This window comes from Bradyrhizobium hipponense (assembly GCF_008123965.1).
GTDB classification, from domain to species: Bacteria; Pseudomonadota; Alphaproteobacteria; order Rhizobiales; family Xanthobacteraceae; genus Bradyrhizobium; species Bradyrhizobium hipponense.
The window spans coordinates 74788-91046 of record NZ_VSTH01000045.1 but is presented as its reverse complement, the minus strand read 5'-3'; the positions used below and the strand labels follow the sequence as shown (position 1 = coordinate 91046).

General features: G+C 64.6%; 14 protein-coding genes. 12 read left to right on the top strand and 2 right to left on the bottom strand.

The window, feature by feature from the left end; genetic code table 11:
- Window positions 1-654: 654 nt before the first annotated feature.
- Together ilvD and FXV83_RS13915 are read left to right on the top strand one after the other, a co-directional pair.
- On the top strand, window positions 655-2379 hold the full coding sequence (ilvD, locus tag FXV83_RS13920) for a dihydroxy-acid dehydratase (protein WP_148739781.1): 1725 nt from the start codon (window positions 655-657) through the stop codon (window positions 2377-2379).
- Window positions 2366-3190, top strand: a complete 825-nt coding sequence (locus FXV83_RS13915; RefSeq protein ID WP_148739779.1) for a tetratricopeptide repeat protein — start codon at window positions 2366-2368, stop codon at window positions 3188-3190. The genes ilvD and FXV83_RS13915 overlap by 14 nt, the downstream gene beginning before the upstream one ends.
- Before the next feature lie 16 nt (window positions 3191-3206).
- Here FXV83_RS13915 and xth read toward each other — a convergent pair whose 3' ends face one another.
- The gene (gene xth / locus FXV83_RS13910) at window positions 3207-4004 is read right to left on the bottom strand and encodes an exodeoxyribonuclease III (RefSeq protein ID WP_148739777.1); all 798 of its coding nucleotides are present in this window, start codon (window positions 4002-4004) and stop codon (window positions 3207-3209) included.
- 132 nt (window positions 4005-4136) lie between these two features.
- On the opposite strand from xth, the gene FXV83_RS13905 reads away from it, so the two are divergent.
- Window positions 4137-6464, top strand: coding sequence for an ATP-binding protein (locus tag FXV83_RS13905; protein ID WP_148739775.1), 2328 nt, complete (start codon window positions 4137-4139; stop codon window positions 6462-6464).
- Between the two features lie 10 nt (window positions 6465-6474).
- Here FXV83_RS13905 and erpA read toward each other — a convergent pair whose 3' ends face one another.
- Window positions 6475-6804 (bottom strand): iron-sulfur cluster insertion protein ErpA, encoded by a 330-nt coding sequence (gene erpA, locus FXV83_RS13900; RefSeq protein WP_148739773.1) that lies wholly within the window; start codon window positions 6802-6804, stop codon window positions 6475-6477.
- A gap of 147 nt (window positions 6805-6951) precedes the next feature.
- Here erpA and FXV83_RS13895 point away from each other — a divergent pair, with 147 nt between their 5' ends.
- The 9 genes from FXV83_RS13895 (at window position 6952) to tatC (ending at window position 16207) form a co-directional block, all read left to right on the top strand.
- A complete protein-coding gene (locus FXV83_RS13895) occupies window positions 6952-8148 on the top strand; it encodes a deoxyguanosinetriphosphate triphosphohydrolase (protein WP_235939551.1) in 1197 nt (398 codons plus the stop codon).
- Between the two features lie 9 nt (window positions 8149-8157).
- Entirely contained in the window at window positions 8158-9948 is a 1791-nt protein-coding gene (gene argS, locus FXV83_RS13890) for an arginine--tRNA ligase (RefSeq protein WP_148739770.1), read from the top strand.
- 140 nt (window positions 9949-10088) lie between these two features.
- A complete protein-coding gene (locus tag FXV83_RS13885; RefSeq protein ID WP_148739793.1) occupies window positions 10089-11660 on the top strand; it encodes an SPOR domain-containing protein in 1572 nt (523 codons plus the stop codon).
- A 46-nt stretch (window positions 11661-11706) separates the two neighbouring features.
- A complete protein-coding gene (gene nagZ / locus FXV83_RS13880; RefSeq protein WP_148739768.1) occupies window positions 11707-12735 on the top strand; it encodes a beta-N-acetylhexosaminidase in 1029 nt (342 codons plus the stop codon).
- Complete coding sequence (locus tag FXV83_RS13875; RefSeq protein ID WP_148739766.1) at window positions 12732-13571, top strand: segregation and condensation protein A; 840 nt, start codon at window positions 12732-12734, stop codon at window positions 13569-13571. The genes nagZ and FXV83_RS13875 overlap by 4 nt, the downstream gene beginning before the upstream one ends.
- A gap of 21 nt (window positions 13572-13592) precedes the next feature.
- Window positions 13593-14333: an SMC-Scp complex subunit ScpB gene (gene scpB / locus FXV83_RS13870; protein WP_187435882.1), complete on the top strand. Its 741-nt coding sequence runs from the start codon at window positions 13593-13595 to the stop codon at window positions 14331-14333.
- Window positions 14334-14498: 165 nt separating this feature from the next.
- Entirely contained in the window at window positions 14499-14732 is a 234-nt protein-coding gene (locus tag FXV83_RS13865) for a twin-arginine translocase TatA/TatE family subunit (RefSeq protein WP_148739762.1), read from the top strand.
- 84 nt (window positions 14733-14816) lie between these two features.
- Window positions 14817-15398: a Sec-independent protein translocase protein TatB gene (tatB, locus tag FXV83_RS13860; RefSeq protein ID WP_148739760.1), complete on the top strand. Its 582-nt coding sequence runs from the start codon at window positions 14817-14819 to the stop codon at window positions 15396-15398.
- Window positions 15395-16207, top strand: coding sequence for a twin-arginine translocase subunit TatC (gene tatC, locus FXV83_RS13855; protein ID WP_148739758.1), 813 nt, complete (start codon window positions 15395-15397; stop codon window positions 16205-16207). Before tatB ends, tatC begins: the two co-directional genes overlap by 4 nt.
- Window positions 16208-16259: the final 52 nt, after the last annotated feature.

The window sequence follows — 16259 nt, the reverse complement described above, 5'->3', positions numbered from 1 at the left end:
CTTTGCCTCGGATTCCGCATCCAGCGACAGCGGCTTCGCCGCTGCGCGGGGATGACGGGACTGATATTTCTTGCTGTGGTCGCAATGATGATGTGGAGAGAGCGCGCCTCACTCCTCCCCGGACGCAGGTGCAGCGCTCCTTCAGCGGTGCGCTGCAGAGCCGGGCCCATCTCGGCGGTGCATATAGTGTTGCCCATCTGGGTCCCGCTGCAACGCTGAAGAGCGTTGCGGCGGGTCTAGGATACGAGAGCAGGCGGCGGGGCGCGGATGCCGGGAAAGCCCACTACAACCGAAGTCAACGGCGACGACTCAGTTCCGGTGCACTCCGCCCTCGAAACAAAAGACGGCGCGCTGAGGCTGCCTCGAAATCTGAAGTTGTGGATGGCCCCCCACAGAGGGTATCATGGTAAGGCCAACCGTGTCCTTCGAGCCACGATTGTGCCGTCAATGCAACAGTCAGTCGGGATTTAACCCTCATTGCAGGCTGTTCGCCTCGGCGCCGCTATTTAGCCACACCCGAACATGAATAAAATCATTCGAATGCTTTATCGGCAGCGGCGCTCCTTGAAAGGCGACGAGAAATCCCAAGGTCGATTCAAATCTTGGGTTTGATTTCTCGGGTCTGAAAGGGTTGGCTGGGGAAACTGGTTTGCGATGGACGCGAAGAGCAACATCAAGCAGAGGCTGCCGAGCCGTCACGTGACGGAAGGCCCTGCGCGCGCGCCCCATCGCTCCTACCTCTACGCCATGGGTCTGACAAGCGAGCAGATCCACCAGCCCTTCGTCGGCGTAGCCTCCTGCTGGAACGAGGCCGCCCCCTGCAACATCGCTTTGATGCGCCAGGCGCAGGCGGTGAAGAAGGGCGTCGCGTCGGCCGGCGGCACCCCGCGTGAATTCTGCACCATCACCGTCACTGACGGCATCGCCATGGGCCATGACGGCATGCGCTCCTCGCTGCCGTCACGCGAATGTATCGCCGACTCCGTCGAGTTGACCATCCGCGGCCACGCCTATGATGCGCTGGTGGGTCTTGCCGGCTGCGACAAGTCGCTGCCGGGCATGATGATGGCGATGGTCCGCCTCAACGTGCCCTCGATCTTCATCTATGGCGGCTCGATCCTGCCCGGCAATTTCCGCGGGCAGCAGGTCACCGTGCAGGACATGTTCGAGGCCGTCGGCAAGCATTCGGTCGGCGCCATGTCGGACGAGGATCTCGACGAGATCGAGCGGGTGGCGTGCCCATCGGCCGGTGCCTGCGGCGCGCAGTTTACTGCCAACACTATGGCGACCGTGTCCGAGGCGATCGGGCTCGCACTGCCGTACTCGGCCGGCGCGCCCGCACCTTACGAAATCCGCGATGCGTTCTGCATGACCGCGGGCGAGAAGGTGATGGACCTGATCGCCGCCAATATCCGGCCGCGCGACATCGTCACCCGCAAGGCATTGGAGAACGCGGCCGCCGTGGTTGCGGCCTCCGGTGGCTCGACCAATGCTGCGCTGCACCTACCGGCGATCGCGCATGAGGCCGGAATAAAATTCGACTTATTTGACGTCGCCGAAATCTTCAAAAAGACACCGTATGTCGCCGATTTGAAGCCAGGTGGTCGTTATGTCGCCAAAGACATGTTTGAAGTTGGCGGCATACCGCTTCTGATGAAGACGCTGCTCGACAACGGATTTCTCCACGGTGACTGCCTCACCGTCACCGGTCGAACGATCGCCGAAAACCTCAAGAGCGTGAAATGGAATCCGCACCAGGACGTGGTGCACCCGGCAGACAAGCCCATCACCGTCACTGGCGGTGTGGTCGGTCTGAAGGGCAATTTGGCGCCAGAAGGTGCGATCGTGAAAGTCGCGGGAATGTCCAACCTGAGGTTCACCGGTCCAGCGCGTTGCTTCGACCGGGAGGAGGATGCCTTCGAGGCCGTCCAGAACCGCACTTACCGCGAAGGCGAAGTCATCGTGATCCGCTACGAGGGGCCCAAGGGCGGCCCCGGCATGCGGGAAATGCTCCAGACCACCGCGGCGCTGACCGGCCAGGGCATGGGAGGCAAGATCGCGCTTATCACTGACGGGCGCTTCTCCGGCGCCACCCGCGGCTTCTGCATCGGTCATGTCGGGCCCGAGGCCGCTGTCGGGGGGCCGATCGGACTGTTGCAGGATGGCGACATCATCGAGATCGACGCGGTCGCCGGCACCCTTGACGTAAAATTGAGCGACGACGAGCTCGCCCAGCGCAAGACCAAATGGCGCGCTCGCGCGACTAACCATACGTCGGGCGCGCTGTGGAAATATGCTCAGCAGGTTGGGCCGGCGATCGATGGGGCGGTAACCCATCCCGGCGGCGCGTACGAGAAACAGTGTTATGCGGACATCTAGGCGTACCATCGTTGCGTTTGTGTTGGGGGCTGCTGCGCTGGCCGCGCCCGCGTTCGCCTTCGACGGTGCGCCCGTCAACCAGAAGGATGCGGCCATCCCGGTGGTCACCACCTTGCCCGGCGTCGCAGGCAAGGTGCGCAATGTGCCGCCGGCCGTGGCCGGCCAGGAAATCTCGCTCAGCGCCCTGCAATATGCCGCCGAGGGCGGTCATCCGATCGCGCAGTGGAAGCTCGGCCGCATGTATGCCAATGGCGACGGTGTCGCCCAGGACGATGTGCGCGCATTCGAATATTTCAGCCGCATCGCGAACGCGCATGCCGAGGACAGCCCGTCGGCGCCGCAGGCGCAGATCGTGGCCAACGCCTTCGTCGCGCTCGGCCGCTACTATCTCAGCGGAATCCCGAATTCGAAGGTCAAGTCGGATCCGGACCGGGCGCGGGAGATGTTCTCCTACGCGGCGTCCTATTTCGGCAATGCGGATGCTCAGTACGATCTCGCCCGGCTCTACCTGAAGACGCCGGACGCCTCGCGCGAGGACTTCCGCTACGGCGCGCGCTGGCTCGGCCTGGCCGCGCAGAAGGGCCAGCACGAGGCCCAGGCGCTGCTTGGCCAAATGCTGTTCAACGGCGACCGCCTGCCGCGGCAGGCCGCGCGCGGCCTGATGTGGCTGACCCTGGCGCGTGACAGCGCCGGCGCCGAGGAAGTCTGGATCAAGGAAAGCTACAACCGCGCTTTCGCCAAGGCCTCCGACGACGACCGCGCCATGTGCCTGCAAATGCTGGAACAGTGGGTGCAAGGCCGCCACGAGTGAGCCTGTAGAGGCGGCGCTACGCCGCCTCCAAATCCAGATCCGCCCATACCGGCACGTGGTCCGACGGCTTCTCCCAGCCGCGCACATAGCTGTCGATGCCGACATTGGCGAGCCGGTCGCTGGCCTGCGGCGACATCAGCAGATGATCGATCCGCAGGCCCTGGTTCTTCTGCCAAGCGCCGGCCTGATAGTCCCAGAAGGTGTAGAGTCCGGGCTCGTCGGTGACCGTCCGCAGCGCGTCGGTCAGGCCGAGGCCGAGCAGGGACTGAAAGCTCTCCCGCGTCTCGGCCTTGAACAGGGCGTCCCCGGTCCAGGCCGCAGGATTGTGCACGTCGCGAGCGGCGGGGATGACGTTGAAGTCGCCAGCGAGGATCAGCGGGTCCTCGGCCTTAAGCCGCTCCTTCGAATACTCAAGAAGCCTCGACATCCATTTGAGTTTGTAGGGATATTTCTCGGTCCCGACCGGATTGCCGTTGGGCAGGTAGAGGCAGGCGATGCGCAGCACGCCGCGCTTGAGCGTCACCACGCCCTCGAGGAAGCGGGCATGCGCATCCTCGTCATCGCCGGCAAGCCCCGACTTGGTCTCGTCGAATGGCAGTTTCGACAGCAAGGCGACGCCATTGAAGGTCTTCTGGCCGTGGGTGACGACGTTGTAGCCCATGGCCTCGATCTCCAGCCGTGGGAAGGCCTCATCGACGCATTTGATCTCCTGGAGGCAGACGATGTCCGGCTGGCACTCCCGGAGCCAAGTGAGGAGATGCTCGATCCGCTGCCGGACCGAGTTCACGTTCCAGGTGGCTACTCTGATTGGCATTGCGGGAAGCTCCAGGCGGGGCCCCGTTAGAACAAACTGCAAACGCGCCCGTCAAGGACGGCGCAAAATCTCCCACAAAATTAACCCGGCCTAAGCAGGCCGCGGGCCATTAATGCCGAAAAGGTTCCTCGGATGGGATGGCCGGACAAATCCATAAAGCGAAATGAACCGCGTGACGGCCTGATCGGCGCGTTCCTGTATTGGCTCGGCGGCTTCGAGATCGAGGACGGCCTGACCGCCGATCTCAGTGAGCGCGAGGTGCGCCGGATCCGCGCCAAGCAGATCGACGCTGTGACGCGGCTGATCCCGGTGACGATGGCCGTCACCATGCTCAATGTCGCCATCGTGCTGATCCTGTTCTGGGGCAGGGGCTGGAACGACTTCCTCGCGATCTGGGGCCTGACGCTCGCCACCACGGCTTCGCTCGCCGTTCGCGCCTGGCGACGTTCCCACCAAAATCCGCCCCAGGAAGCAACAGTGCGCGCCGCGCGGCAGATGATGCGGCAGGCATTTTTCCTCGCGGCGATCTGGGGCACCCTGCCGCTGGCACTGTTCAGCCGCATCGAGCCGACCAGCCAGCTCATTCTGGCCTGCCTGATGGTCGGCATGATGTCCGGCGGCGCCTTCACGCTGTCGACCTTCCCGCGCGCCGGTCTCGTCTATCTCGCCACCATGACGGTTGCCTGCGCCGGCGCGCTGCTGCTGTGCGGCGCCGGGCCGTACCTGATGACCTCGGTGTTCCTGCTGCTGTTCGCGTTCTTCATGGCGGGCAACATCGTCTCCCAAGGCAATCTGTTCGTCGGCAATCTCAAGGCCCAGCTCGAGCTCGAACGGCAGACCGAGATCATCTCGCTGTTGCTGAAGGATTTCCAGGAGAATGCCAGCGACTGGCTATGGCAGACCGACGCCGAGGGGCATCTGGTCGACGTGCCCGAGCGCTTCGCCGCGGTCGCGCAGCTGCCGCTTCCGCTCCTGAAGGGATCTCATTTCGCCGACGTGCTCGACATGCTCTGCCCCGAGGACAAGACGGCGGCCTACAACATCGTCGGCCTGATGGAGCATGCCGAACCGCTGCACGAGATGAGTATCAAGGTCGTCGCCGGCGGCGAGGCGCGGCTGTGGTCGCTGACGGGCAAGCCGGCCCACGACCGCGACGGCCAATTCCTCGGCTATCGCGGCTTCGGGCGCGACGTGACCGAGCGCTGGCGCGCAGAAAAGGCTGAGGCCGAGAGCCGGGCCAAGTCCGACTTCCTGGCTGTGATGAGCCACGAGATCCGCACCCCCATGAACGGCGTGCTCGGGCTTGCCAGCATGCTGCTTGAGACCAAGCTCGATCCGGAGCAGCACGAGGCCGTCACCACGATCCGCGAATCCGGCGACAATCTTCAGCGCATCCTCAACGACATTCTCGATCTCTCCAAGCTCGAAGCCGGACGTTTCCAGTTCGAGGTGATCGACTTCGCGCCGCACGCGCTGGTCGAGACGGTCGCGGCCGTGGTGCGCGCAGGCGCCAGGAGCAAGGGGCTCGAGGTTAAGATCGAACTCGACCCGAACCTGCCGCCGACGCTGCGCGGCGACGTTGCGCGTATCCGCCAGGTGCTGCTCAACCTCGCGTCCAATGCGGTGAAATTTACCGATGCCGGCGAGGTGACGATCTCGGCGACCTGCCAGGCGCGCCGCGATCTGCTTGCGACCGTTGAATGGAGCGTGAGCGACAGCGGTATCGGCATCGCACCCGAGAAGGTCGGGCAGCTCTTCTCTGACTTCGCCCAGGCCGATGCCTCGATCAGCCGCCGTTTCGGCGGTACCGGGCTTGGCCTCGCGATCTCGCGGCGCATCATCGAGCAGATGGGCGGCACCATCGGCGTCACCTCGACGCCGGGCGAGGGCTCGACCTTCCGCTTCACGCTGGTGCTGCCCTGGAGCCAGGCGCAGGCATCCGACCAGACTACAGACCGCGACGAAGCCGACGATCTCAAGGCCCGCATCGCCGCGCTTGACCGGCCGCTGAAGGTGCTGGTCGCGGAGGACGATGCCGTCAACCGCATGGTCGTGAGCAAGATGTTAGGGGCCTTCGAGGTCGAGCTGCGCGTCGTGAGCGACGGCGTCGAGGCGGTCGAGGCGGCCTCCGAGGGCGACTACGACGTCGTGCTGATGGACGTGCGCATGCCCGACATGGATGGCCTTGCCGCGACCCGGGCAATCCGCGCGAAAGGCACGCGCTTCGCGGAGTTACCGATCGTCGCACTGACCGCCAATGCCTTCCCGGAAGACGTCAGGATCTGCCGCGAGGCCGGCATGTCGGACTTCCTGGCAAAGCCGCTACGCAAGCCCGCGCTGGTGACGGCATTGCTGCGCGCACTGAACCGTGACGCGTGGGACGACGCGCCCCTTCAGCCGGACATGATACCGGCCGAGGTAGAATGGACGGACGAGGAAAGGCAGATGACCGGCGCGTAGGCGGTGCAGGTCAGATCGAGAAGCTGGTCCCGCAGCCGCAGGACGCCGTCGCGTTCGGATTGTTGACGCGGAACGACGCCCCGATCAGATCGTCGACGAAATCGACCTGCGATCCTGCCAGGAAAGGCTGCGAGGCGGAATCAACCAGCACCACCGCATTGTTCTGCTCGATCACAAGGTCGTCGTCGGTGCGGGCGCGGTCGATATCGAACTTGTACTGAAACCCCGAGCAGCCGCCGCCTTCGACCGAGATCCGCAGCATCGCGCCAGAACCTTCGCCCTTGAGAATCTCCCCAATCCGGCGTGCGGCCCGGTCACTGATGGTCACGGCAGTCGTCATCGTTCGTCTCCGATAGTCCCGCGGTCACACCCAGATCACTTACCCAGCTCACTTGCCAATTTATTTGGTGTCCCGCGCCCGACATAGTTAAGTGCCACCATACGCAGAATCAAATGGATAGGGACTAAATTCGCCGTGTCGGTCGGAATGGCTGCCCCCCGTGCGCCCTATGCCTGCGACCCCGACCGCAGCCGTGGCCGGCTGGTCGCGGAGCCGCCGAGCCAGACCCGCAGCCCGTTCCGACGGGATTGCGACCGGGTGATCCATTCCACTGCGTTCCGCCGCCTCAAATACAAGACCCAGGTGTTTGTGTTCCACGAGGGCGACCACTACCGCACCCGGCTGACCCATTCACTGGAGGTGGCGCAGATCGCCCGGGCGCTGGCCCGGCAGCTCGGGCTCGACGAAGACCTCACGGAAACGCTGGCGCTCGTCCACGATCTCGGCCATCCGCCCTTCGGCCACGCCGGCGAGCGGGCGCTGGACGCCTGTCTGGCGGATTTCGGCGGCTTCGACCATAACGCCCAGACCCTGCGCGTCGTCGCCGCGCTGGAACACCGCTACCCCGAGTTCGACGGATTGAACTTGACCTGGGAGTCGCTGGAGGGCATCGTCAAGCATAACGGACCGCTGACCGACCGCAGCGGCGCGCCGGTCGGGCGCTATCGCGAGCACGGCATTCCCGTCGGCATCGCCGACTTCATCAGGACTTACGATCTTGAGCTCTGGAGCTTCGCATCGCTCGAAGCGCAGGTCGCGGCGATCGCCGACGATATCGCCTATGATGCCCACGACATCGACGACGGCCTGCGCGCTGGCCTGTTCCACCTCGAAGATCTCAAGGTGATGCCGCTGACCGCGGAAATCATTGCGGAGACATCAGCGCATTATCCCGATCTCGAAGACGTCAGGCGTGGCGCCGAGCTGGTGCGCGAGCTGATCTCGCACCTGATCGGCGCGGTGTTTGCGGAGGCGCAGAACAACCTCGCCGCCGCGAAACCGCAATCGGCCCAGGATGTGCGGCAGCAGAGCCGGCCGCTGGTCTCGTTCCCCGCTGCCGTTGCCGAGGAGGAGGCCGCCATCAAGGCCTTTCTCTACCAGCACATGTACCGCCACGAGCGAGTGATGCGGGTAATGGGGGAGGCGGAGCAGATCCTGTTCGATCTGTTCGCCAAATACCTGAAATCGCGGGACGAGCTGCCGCCGGAATGGCTGGTAGGAGCGGACAGCGACAACGAGGGCGACCGGGCCCGCCGGATCGGCAATTTCATTGCCGGAATGACCGACCGTTTCGCCCTGACCGAGCACCAGCGGCTCTTTGACTCGACCCCGGATTTGCGTTAGGCGGCGGCCATGCCCGACACATCCTCATCGCTGCATCTGTTCGCCGACGTGCTCGCGCGCGTGCACGCCGTCTGCCGCGTACTCGCGGCGGAGGCCGGCTGGCCCGAGGGCATCGATTTGTCGCGCGTGGTGGTCGAGCCGCCGCGTGATCCCTCCCATGGCGACATGGCAACCAACGCCGCCATGGTGCTTGCGAAAGAGGCAAAGGCCAAACCGCGCGACCTCGCCGAGCAGATTGCCGAACGCCTGCGCGCCGACACGCTGATCGCAAAGGTCGACATCGCCGGTCCCGGCTTCATCAACCTGACGCTGAAGCCCGCCGCCTGGGCGGAGGCACTGCGGACGGTGCTGCGCGAAGGGGCCGATTACGGCCGCGTCCGCGGCGGCTCCAAGGTCAATGTCGAATTCGTCTCGGCCAATCCGACCGGGCCGATGCATGTCGGCCACTGCCGTGGCGCGGTGTTCGGCGACGCGCTGGCGAGCCTGCTCCAGTTCGCCGGCCATGACGTGGCGCGCGAATATTACATCAACGATGCCGGTGCGCAGGTCGACGTGCTCGCACGCTCCGCCTTCCTGAGGTACCGCGAGGCGCTCGGCGAGAATATCGGCGCCATTCCGGACGGGCTCTATCCCGGCGACTATCTGAAGCCGGTCGGCGCGGCGCTGGCGAAGGAGCACGGCGACAAGCTCGTCGCGATGAGCGAAGCCGAGTGGCTGCCGACCGTGCGCGCCAAGGCAATTGCCATGATGATGGACGAGATCAAGGACGACCTCGCGGCTCTCAACATCCGCCACGACGTGTTCTTCTCGGAGCGCTCGCTGATCGAGAGCGGTAACAACAAGGTCGCCGAGACCATCGATTTCCTCCGCGCCAAGGGCGACATTTACGAGGGCCGCCTGCCGCCGCCGAAGGGCGCGCCCATCGAGGATTGGGAGGACCGCGAGCAGCTCCTGTTCAAGGCGACCGCCTACGGCGACGATGTCGATCGTCCACTGATCAAGTCGGATGGTTCCTACACTTACTTCGCCTCCGACATCGCCTACCACAAGAACAAGTTCGACCGCGGCTTCGCCGAGATGATCGACGTCTGGGGCGCCGACCATGGTGGCTACATCAAGCGCATGCAGGCGGCGGTGAAGGCGACGACCTCCGGCAAGGGCGCGCTCGACGTCAAGATTGTCCAGCTCGTGAAGCTGCTGCGCAACGGCGAGCCGGTGAAAATGTCCAAGCGGAGCGGGGACTTCGTCACCTTGCGTGAGGTCGTGGATGAGGTCGGCCAGGACGCCGTCCGTTTCATGATGCTCTATCGCAAGAACGACGCGGTGCTGGATTTCGACCTCGCCAAGGTCATGGAGCAGTCGCGCGACAATCCGGTCTTCTACGTGCAGTACGGCCATGCCCGCGGCCACTCGATCTTCCGCAACGCCCGCGCCGAGGTGTTCCCGGAACTCCCCGGGGATACCGGCCAGCGCATCGCTTGGCTCAGTGAGTCGGCGGTGGAACGGCTGTCCGACCCGGTCGAGCTAGATCTTCTTAAGCGGCTCGCAATTTATCCGCGGACGCTGGAAGCCGCCGCCGCGGCCCACGAGCCGCACCGAATTGCCTTCTATCTCTATGAGTTAGCCAGCGAATTTCATGCGCTTTGGACGAAGGGGCGCGATTTGCCCTATTTACGCTTCATTATCAATAATGATGCAGATCTAACGAAGGCGCGGCTGGCCATGGTCCAGGGCGTCGTCTCGGTCCTGGCATCGGGCCTCGCCATCCTCGGCGTCCATGCCCCGGACGAGATGCGGTAGTTTGGGGCGAACTACTTAAGGGGAATGTTGGGGATACCGGCAGAAGCCGGATCGCTTGGATTTGGTTGAAAGCCTTGTGGGTCGAAGGCCGCGCCTTGGTCGAGGGGCGCGCGGCTTTCCCGAAGGGACGCATCATCACGATGGCCGATCGATATCAGGACAGACCGTTTCCCTCCGACGACTATGGTCGCGGTGGCGGCCAGCATGGGAGGACAGAGAGCGATCCCTTGGCTGAGCTCGCTCGTCTGATCGGGCAGACCGATCCATTCGCGGCGCAGGGGCGCCCCAGCGCGAAGCCGCCCGCCGCGCCTGCACCCGCACAGAGCTATCAGGACGATGAAGATCCGCAGAACGGCTATCAGCAGGACTATGCCGAGCCGGGCGCGCCTCCGCCAGGGCCGCCATCATGGATGCGCCGCGCCAACGTGCAGCCGGCACCGGCACCCGAGCCCGACTATCCCGTCTCCGTGAACCCGGTTCATCCGTTGCATCGCTATTCAGCCCAGCCCGCCGCAGCCGAGCCTGATTTTCATCAGCCGCAGGCGTATCGGGATCACGCTTATCAGGATCAGGCCGATCAAAATCAGCCCTATCAAGATCAGGCGCATCACGCTCAAGCCTACCAGGAGCCGGCCTATCAGGAGCCGCACCAGCAGCCCGATCCGTCGCGCTACGACGATGCGCTCTACGGCCGGCTCGAGGCGGGCGAGCAGGAGTATCAACGCGATCCGGCCTATCCGGATGATCCCTACGCATTCCAGAGCGACTATCCCGAAGCCGATCTCGACGAGCCCAGGAAGTCGCGCGGCGGCATGATGACCGTCGCGGCCATCCTGGCGCTTGCCGTGGTCGGGACCGGCGCTGCCTTCGCCTACAAGACCTACATGGGCTCACCCCGCAGCGGCGAGCCGCCGATCATCAAGGCCGACAACACCCCGACCAAGGTCGTGCCGGCGCCGTCGGACTCCTCAGCGAAGGTGCCCGACCGCATGGTCAGCGGCGATGGCTCCGAGAAGATCGTGCCGCGCGAGGAGGCGCCTGTCGACGTCAACGCCAAGGCGGGCGGTCCGCGCGTCGTATTTCCGCCGCTGAATCAGAATGCGAACCCCCCGCCGGTCGCGAGTGTTTCGCCCTCCACGATCCTGCCGAGCGCGGGGCCGACCGCGAGCAACGGCACGCTGCCGAACAATGCACCGCGATCGATCAGGACGGTCGCAGTGAAGGGCGATCAAACCGACAGCACGGCGTCGCAAGCCGCGGCAGCTGCCAAGCCGGCAGCTGCGCCGAAACCTATTGCTGCACCGGCCGCGCCGCGCAGCCCGCCGACCTCGGCCAATGCCAGCGCCAATCAGCCGCTCTCGCTCGCGCCGCAATCGGCCCCGGCATCAGAGCCGCCGCAGCGAATGGCTGCGACCAATCCGACGCAGATCGCGCCCGCGAGCAGTGGCGGTGGCGGCGGCTACGTCGTGCAGGTCTCGTCGCAGCAGAGCGAGGACAGCGCGGCCGCATCTTACCGCGTGCTCCAGAGCAAGTACGGCAGCGTGCTGGGATCCCGCGCGCCGGTGATCAAGCGGGTCGATCTCACCGACAAGGGCAAGGGAATCGTCTACCGGGCCTTCGCTGGGCCTTACGGTTCGGCCGAAGAGGCGACGCAGGCCTGCAACAATTTGAAATCCGCAGGCTTGTCTGCCTGCTTCATCCAGAGGAATTAACGGCGGTTTCCTTGACCCCTCCACGGGGCAGGGTTAATCGGCCCTTATGACCACGCGGGCTTTCATTACCGGCGTATCCGGAACGGAACTGACCGCCGCCGAGCGGGAGTTTATCCGTGACGAGCGCCCGTGGGGCTTCATCCTCTTCAAGCGCAACATCGAGACTCCGGCTCAAGTTACGGCGTTGGTTGCGGAAATGCGGGACGCTAGAGGCGTTGCCGACGCCCCGGTCCTGATCGATCAGGAAGGTGGACGGGTGCAGCGTCTGGGGCCGCCGCACTGGCCGGTGTATCCGCCGGGCGCCGTTTTCGCGAAATTATACAACACTGATTCGGCTCTCGGGCTGACTGCAGCGCGCCTCAGTGCCCGGCTGATCGCGGCTGATCTTGCCGATCTCGGCATTACCGTGGACTGCCTGCCGCTGGCGGACGTGCCGGTTCCGGGGGCCGATGCCGTGATAGGCAATCGCGCCTATGGCACCGAGCCGGGCAAGGTCGCGGCGATCGCTCGCGCGGTCACAGACGGCTTGGAGCAGGGCGGCGTGCTGCCGGTTCTCAAACACATTCCCGGCCACGGACGAGCGACTGCCGACACCCATTTCAAGCTGCCGAGCGTTGATACGCCGATGGACGAGCTGGAACGGACCGACTTCGCTGCATTCAAGCCACTCGCGGACCTTCCGATGGCCATGACTGCACATGTTGTGTTTAGCGCCGTCGACCCCGCCCATCCGGCGACGACTTCTGCGACAATGATCGCTCAGGTGATTCGCGGCGTAATCGGGTTCCAGGGTTTGTTAATGAGTGATGACGTGTCGATGAATGCGTTGGCGGGAAGCCTTGCCGAACGCACCCACGCGATCTTCGTGGCCGGCTGCGACATGGCTCTGCACTGCAACGGCAACATCGAGGAAATGCGCGACGTCGCCGCCCAGACGCCGGAATTGTCGGGCAGAGCGCTGGAGCGGGCGAAAGCCGCGCTCGCGGCACGCAAGGCGCCGCAACCGTTCGATCGCGCGGCCGCACGCGCCGAATTGGACGCATTGATCGCACGGGCAAACACGGCATCCGCATGAGCGCAGAAATTCTTTCATTCGAAACCGGGCGGCCCGCAGAGCTCGCCGAGGGTGAGCCGGCGTTGGTTGTCGACGTCGAGGGCTATGAAGGCCCGCTCGATCTGCTGCTCGCGCTGGCGCGGCAGCAGAAGGTCGACCTGTCCAAGATCTCGATTCTGGCGCTGGCCGACCAGTACCTTCACTTCATCGAAGCCGCGCGAAAGATCCGGCTGGAGCTTGCCGCCGACTATCTCGTGATGGCGGCCTGGCTCGCCTTCCTGAAATCGCGCCTGCTGCTGCCGGAGCCGCCCTCGGCGGAGGGGCCGAGCGCGGAAGAAATGGCGACCGCGCTCGCCAATCGGCTGCGCCGGCTCGAAGCCATTCGCGAAGCCGCCAATCGGCTGATGAACAGGCAGCAATTGCTGCGCGACATCTTTCCGCGCGGCGAGCCGGAGCAGATCGCCGAGATCAGGCATCCGAAGTACACGGCGACGCTGTACGACCTGCTCACTGCCTATGCTTCGCAGCGCCAGTCGCGCGTGCTGGCAAGCGTGCATCTGGCCAAGCGCACGGTGTGGTCGCTCGCCGAGGCGCGCGCCACGCTGGAGCGGCTGGTTGGCAGCATCACCGAACAGGATGACTGGGGCGTTCTCGACGACTTTCTGCTCCGGCACGTCGCCGATCCGACGCAGCGCGCGACGGTGCTCGCCTCGAGCTTCGCCGCCGCGCTCGAGCTGGTGCGGGAAGGGGCGTTGGAGCTGAACCAGAAAGAGGCGTTTGCGCCGATCTATTTCCGAAAAGGGCGCCATCAACCGGTCCCAGAAGCAACTCCTGCGCCTGATGCGCCGGTCGGTTAAGTGCAAGAAGGAGAAGCTGCCATGGCAAGCCTGGCTGAAGTGCGGGTAGACGAGGCCGAGCCGGTGGAGAACGAATCCCAGGCACGTCCCGAGGAGTTGCGGCTGCTGGAAGCGCTGCTGTTTGCTTCGAGTGAACCGCTGGATACCGCGACGCTGGCCAAGCGCATGCCGGAGGGCGTCGACGTCAAGGCCGCGCTCGCGCAATTGCAGGCCGAATATGCCTCGCGCGGGGTGAACCTCGTGCGCGTCGCCAACAAATGGACGTTCCGCACCGCCGGCGATCTCGCCTGGCTGATGACGCGCGAGAGCACCGAGACCCGCCGCCTGTCCCGCGCGGCGATCGAGGTGCTGGCCATCATCGCCTATCACCAGCCGGTGACACGTGCCGAGATTGAGGAAATCCGCGGCGTCGTCACCTCCAAAGGCACGCTCGACGTGCTGCTGGAGACCGGCTGGATCAAGCCGCGCGGCCGTCGCAAAACGCCGGGCCGTCCGCTGACGTTCGGAACCACCGAGGACTTCCTGTCGCAGTTCACCCTGGAACAGCTTGGCGATCTGCCGGGCCTCGAGGAGCTGAAGGGCACAGGCCTTCTGGACTCGCGTCTGCCGACCGGATTCAGCGTGCCGACGCCGTCCGATGACCCGGCGCTGCGCGAGGACGAAGATCCGCTGGAACCGGGCGACGACCTCGATCTTGCGCTGGCCCCCGCGGTCGAGCCGGAGACGCCGGAAGGCGGCGACGAGGGTGGCAGCGAAGGCTGACTTTCCGTCCTTCTACGAGCCCTGCGACCAGTTAACACTAGCAAGATTACGTAGCGCCAACAGCGAATTGGCGCTGCCTTGGTCCTTGTTTTTGACACCTGCGAAGCCTAGGTTTCGGTGAAGATCGGCCGGGGTCCCGGCCATGCGCGTTTGGAGGGTTGCAGGATGGGTTCGCTTAGCATTTGGCACTGGATCTTGGTGATCGCGGTGGTCCTGCTGCTGTTCGGCCGCGGCAAGATTTCGGATCTGATGGGCGACGTTGCGCAGGGCATCAAGGCCTTCAAGAAAGGCATGCAGGACGACGACAAGGTCGCCGACAAGCCCGAGCCGTCCAAGTCCATCGAGCACACTGCCGCGCCGACCGCGGCACGATCCGACGTCGGCAGCAAGGCCGTCTGAGCCAAAGAGCAGGTGGACGCGGGCGGTCCCGATCCCGTGTGGAGAGGATTGGGCCGGTCGCGGCTGGCCTGAACGGAAGACCTCATGTTCGACATCGGGTGGAGTGAACTGGTTCTCATCGGGGTCGTTGCCCTGATCGCCATCGGCCCGAAAGAGCTGCCGGGCGTGCTGCGCATGGTCGGACAATGGATGGGCAAGGCCCGCAAGATGGCCGCCGAATTCCAGGGCCAGTTCCAGGAAGCGATGCGCGAGGCCGAGATGGCCGACCTCAAGAAGAGCTTTGACGAGGTCAAGGAAGCAGCCACCGGCTTTGCGGGCAACAATTTGATGACCTCGCTCCAGAAGGACGTCAGCGACGCCTTGCGCGTCGATGCGCTCGACAAGCCCGCAGAGACTTCCGCGACCGCCGCTGTCGAAGCACAGGCGACTTCAAGCGAAGCGCCGGCGACTTCGAGTGAAACGGCGGCGACTTCAACGGAAGCGCCTATCATTCCGACGACTCCGGAAGCCCCGACGCCCGCGACGTTTGTCGAGGCGGAGACACATGCGGCGGCGAGCGAACCGCTCGCCATCACCCGCGAGGTCGAGCAGGCGCAGGTCACACAAACCTCGGTTACCCAGGACACCGCGCCAGCCGAGGCGATCAAGGACGCCAAAGCGTCATGAGCGACGCCGATATCGAGGCCAGCAAAGCCCCGCTGATGGACCATTTGATCGAGCTGCGCTCGCGGCTGATCAAGGCGCTGCTCGGCTTCGGCGTGGCCTTCATCTTCTGCTTCTTCTTCGCCAAGCAGATCTACAACGTGCTGGTCTGGCCGTTCGTCTGGGTCGCGGGGCCGGAGAATTCGAAGTTCATCTACACGGCGCTGCTGGAGTATTTCATCACCCAGCTCAAGCTCGCGCTGTTCGGCGCCGGATTCATTTCGTTCCCAATCATTGCGACGCAGATCTACAAGTTCGTGGCGCCGGGGCTCTACAAGCACGAGAAGCAGGCCTTCCTGCCTTATCTGGTGGCGACCCCATTCTTCTTCGTGCTGGGCGCGGCACTGGTCTATTTCGTCGTGCTGCCGATGCTGGTCCGCTTCTCGCTCGGCATGCAGCAGGCCGGCAGCGACGAGACCGCGCAGATCCAGCTGCTGCCCAAGGTCGGCGAGTATCTCTCGCTGATGATGTCCCTGATCTTCGCTTTCGGCATCGCCTTCCAGCTTCCGGTGATCCTGACGCTGCTGGGGCGCATCGGCATCATCACCGCGAAGATGCTGCGTGAGAAGCGCCGCTACTTCATCGTCATCGCCTTCGTCATCGCGGCCGTGCTGACGCCGCCGGACGTGCTGAGCCAGTGCTCGCTCGCGATCCCCTTGCTCGCGCTCTACGAGGGCTCGATCATCGCGGTTGGGATGGTGGAGAAGAAGGCGGCGGCTTCGCAGGCGGCCTCCAGCACCGGCGCATCGTCGAGCACCAATCCGGCGGAGTAGGGCGCTTTTCGCTCTATCATATCCATGCTCAGCCCATGATTCGTCATGCCCG

Bases quoted from the DNA above. Each gene is read 5' to 3' on its own strand.
- scpB (WP_187435882.1), top strand. From the start codon at position 13,593: ATGGCAAGCCTGGCTGAAGTGCGGGTAGACGAGGCCGAGCCGGTGGAG.
- tatB (WP_148739760.1), top strand. From the start codon at position 14,817: ATGTTCGACATCGGGTGGAGTGAACTGGTTCTCATCGGGGTCGTTGCC.
- FXV83_RS13895 (WP_235939551.1), top strand. From the start codon at position 6,952: ATGGCTGCCCCCCGTGCGCCCTATGCCTGCGACCCCGACCGCAGCCGT.
- erpA (WP_148739773.1), bottom strand. From the start codon at position 6,804: ATGACGACTGCCGTGACCATCAGTGACCGGGCCGCACGCCGGATTGGG.
- FXV83_RS13885 (WP_148739793.1), top strand. From the start codon at position 10,089: ATGGCCGATCGATATCAGGACAGACCGTTTCCCTCCGACGACTATGGT.
- nagZ (WP_148739768.1), top strand. From the start codon at position 11,707: ATGACCACGCGGGCTTTCATTACCGGCGTATCCGGAACGGAACTGACC.
- FXV83_RS13915 (WP_148739779.1), top strand. From the start codon at position 2,366: ATGCGGACATCTAGGCGTACCATCGTTGCGTTTGTGTTGGGGGCTGCT.
- tatC (WP_148739758.1), top strand. From the start codon at position 15,395: ATGAGCGACGCCGATATCGAGGCCAGCAAAGCCCCGCTGATGGACCAT.
- xth (WP_148739777.1), bottom strand. From the start codon at position 4,004: ATGCCAATCAGAGTAGCCACCTGGAACGTGAACTCGGTCCGGCAGCGG.
- FXV83_RS13865 (WP_148739762.1), top strand. From the start codon at position 14,499: ATGGGTTCGCTTAGCATTTGGCACTGGATCTTGGTGATCGCGGTGGTC.
- argS (WP_148739770.1), top strand. From the start codon at position 8,158: ATGCCCGACACATCCTCATCGCTGCATCTGTTCGCCGACGTGCTCGCG.
- FXV83_RS13875 (WP_148739766.1), top strand. From the start codon at position 12,732: ATGAGCGCAGAAATTCTTTCATTCGAAACCGGGCGGCCCGCAGAGCTC.
- FXV83_RS13905 (WP_148739775.1), top strand. From the start codon at position 4,137: ATGGGATGGCCGGACAAATCCATAAAGCGAAATGAACCGCGTGACGGC.
- ilvD (WP_148739781.1), top strand. From the start codon at position 655: ATGGACGCGAAGAGCAACATCAAGCAGAGGCTGCCGAGCCGTCACGTG.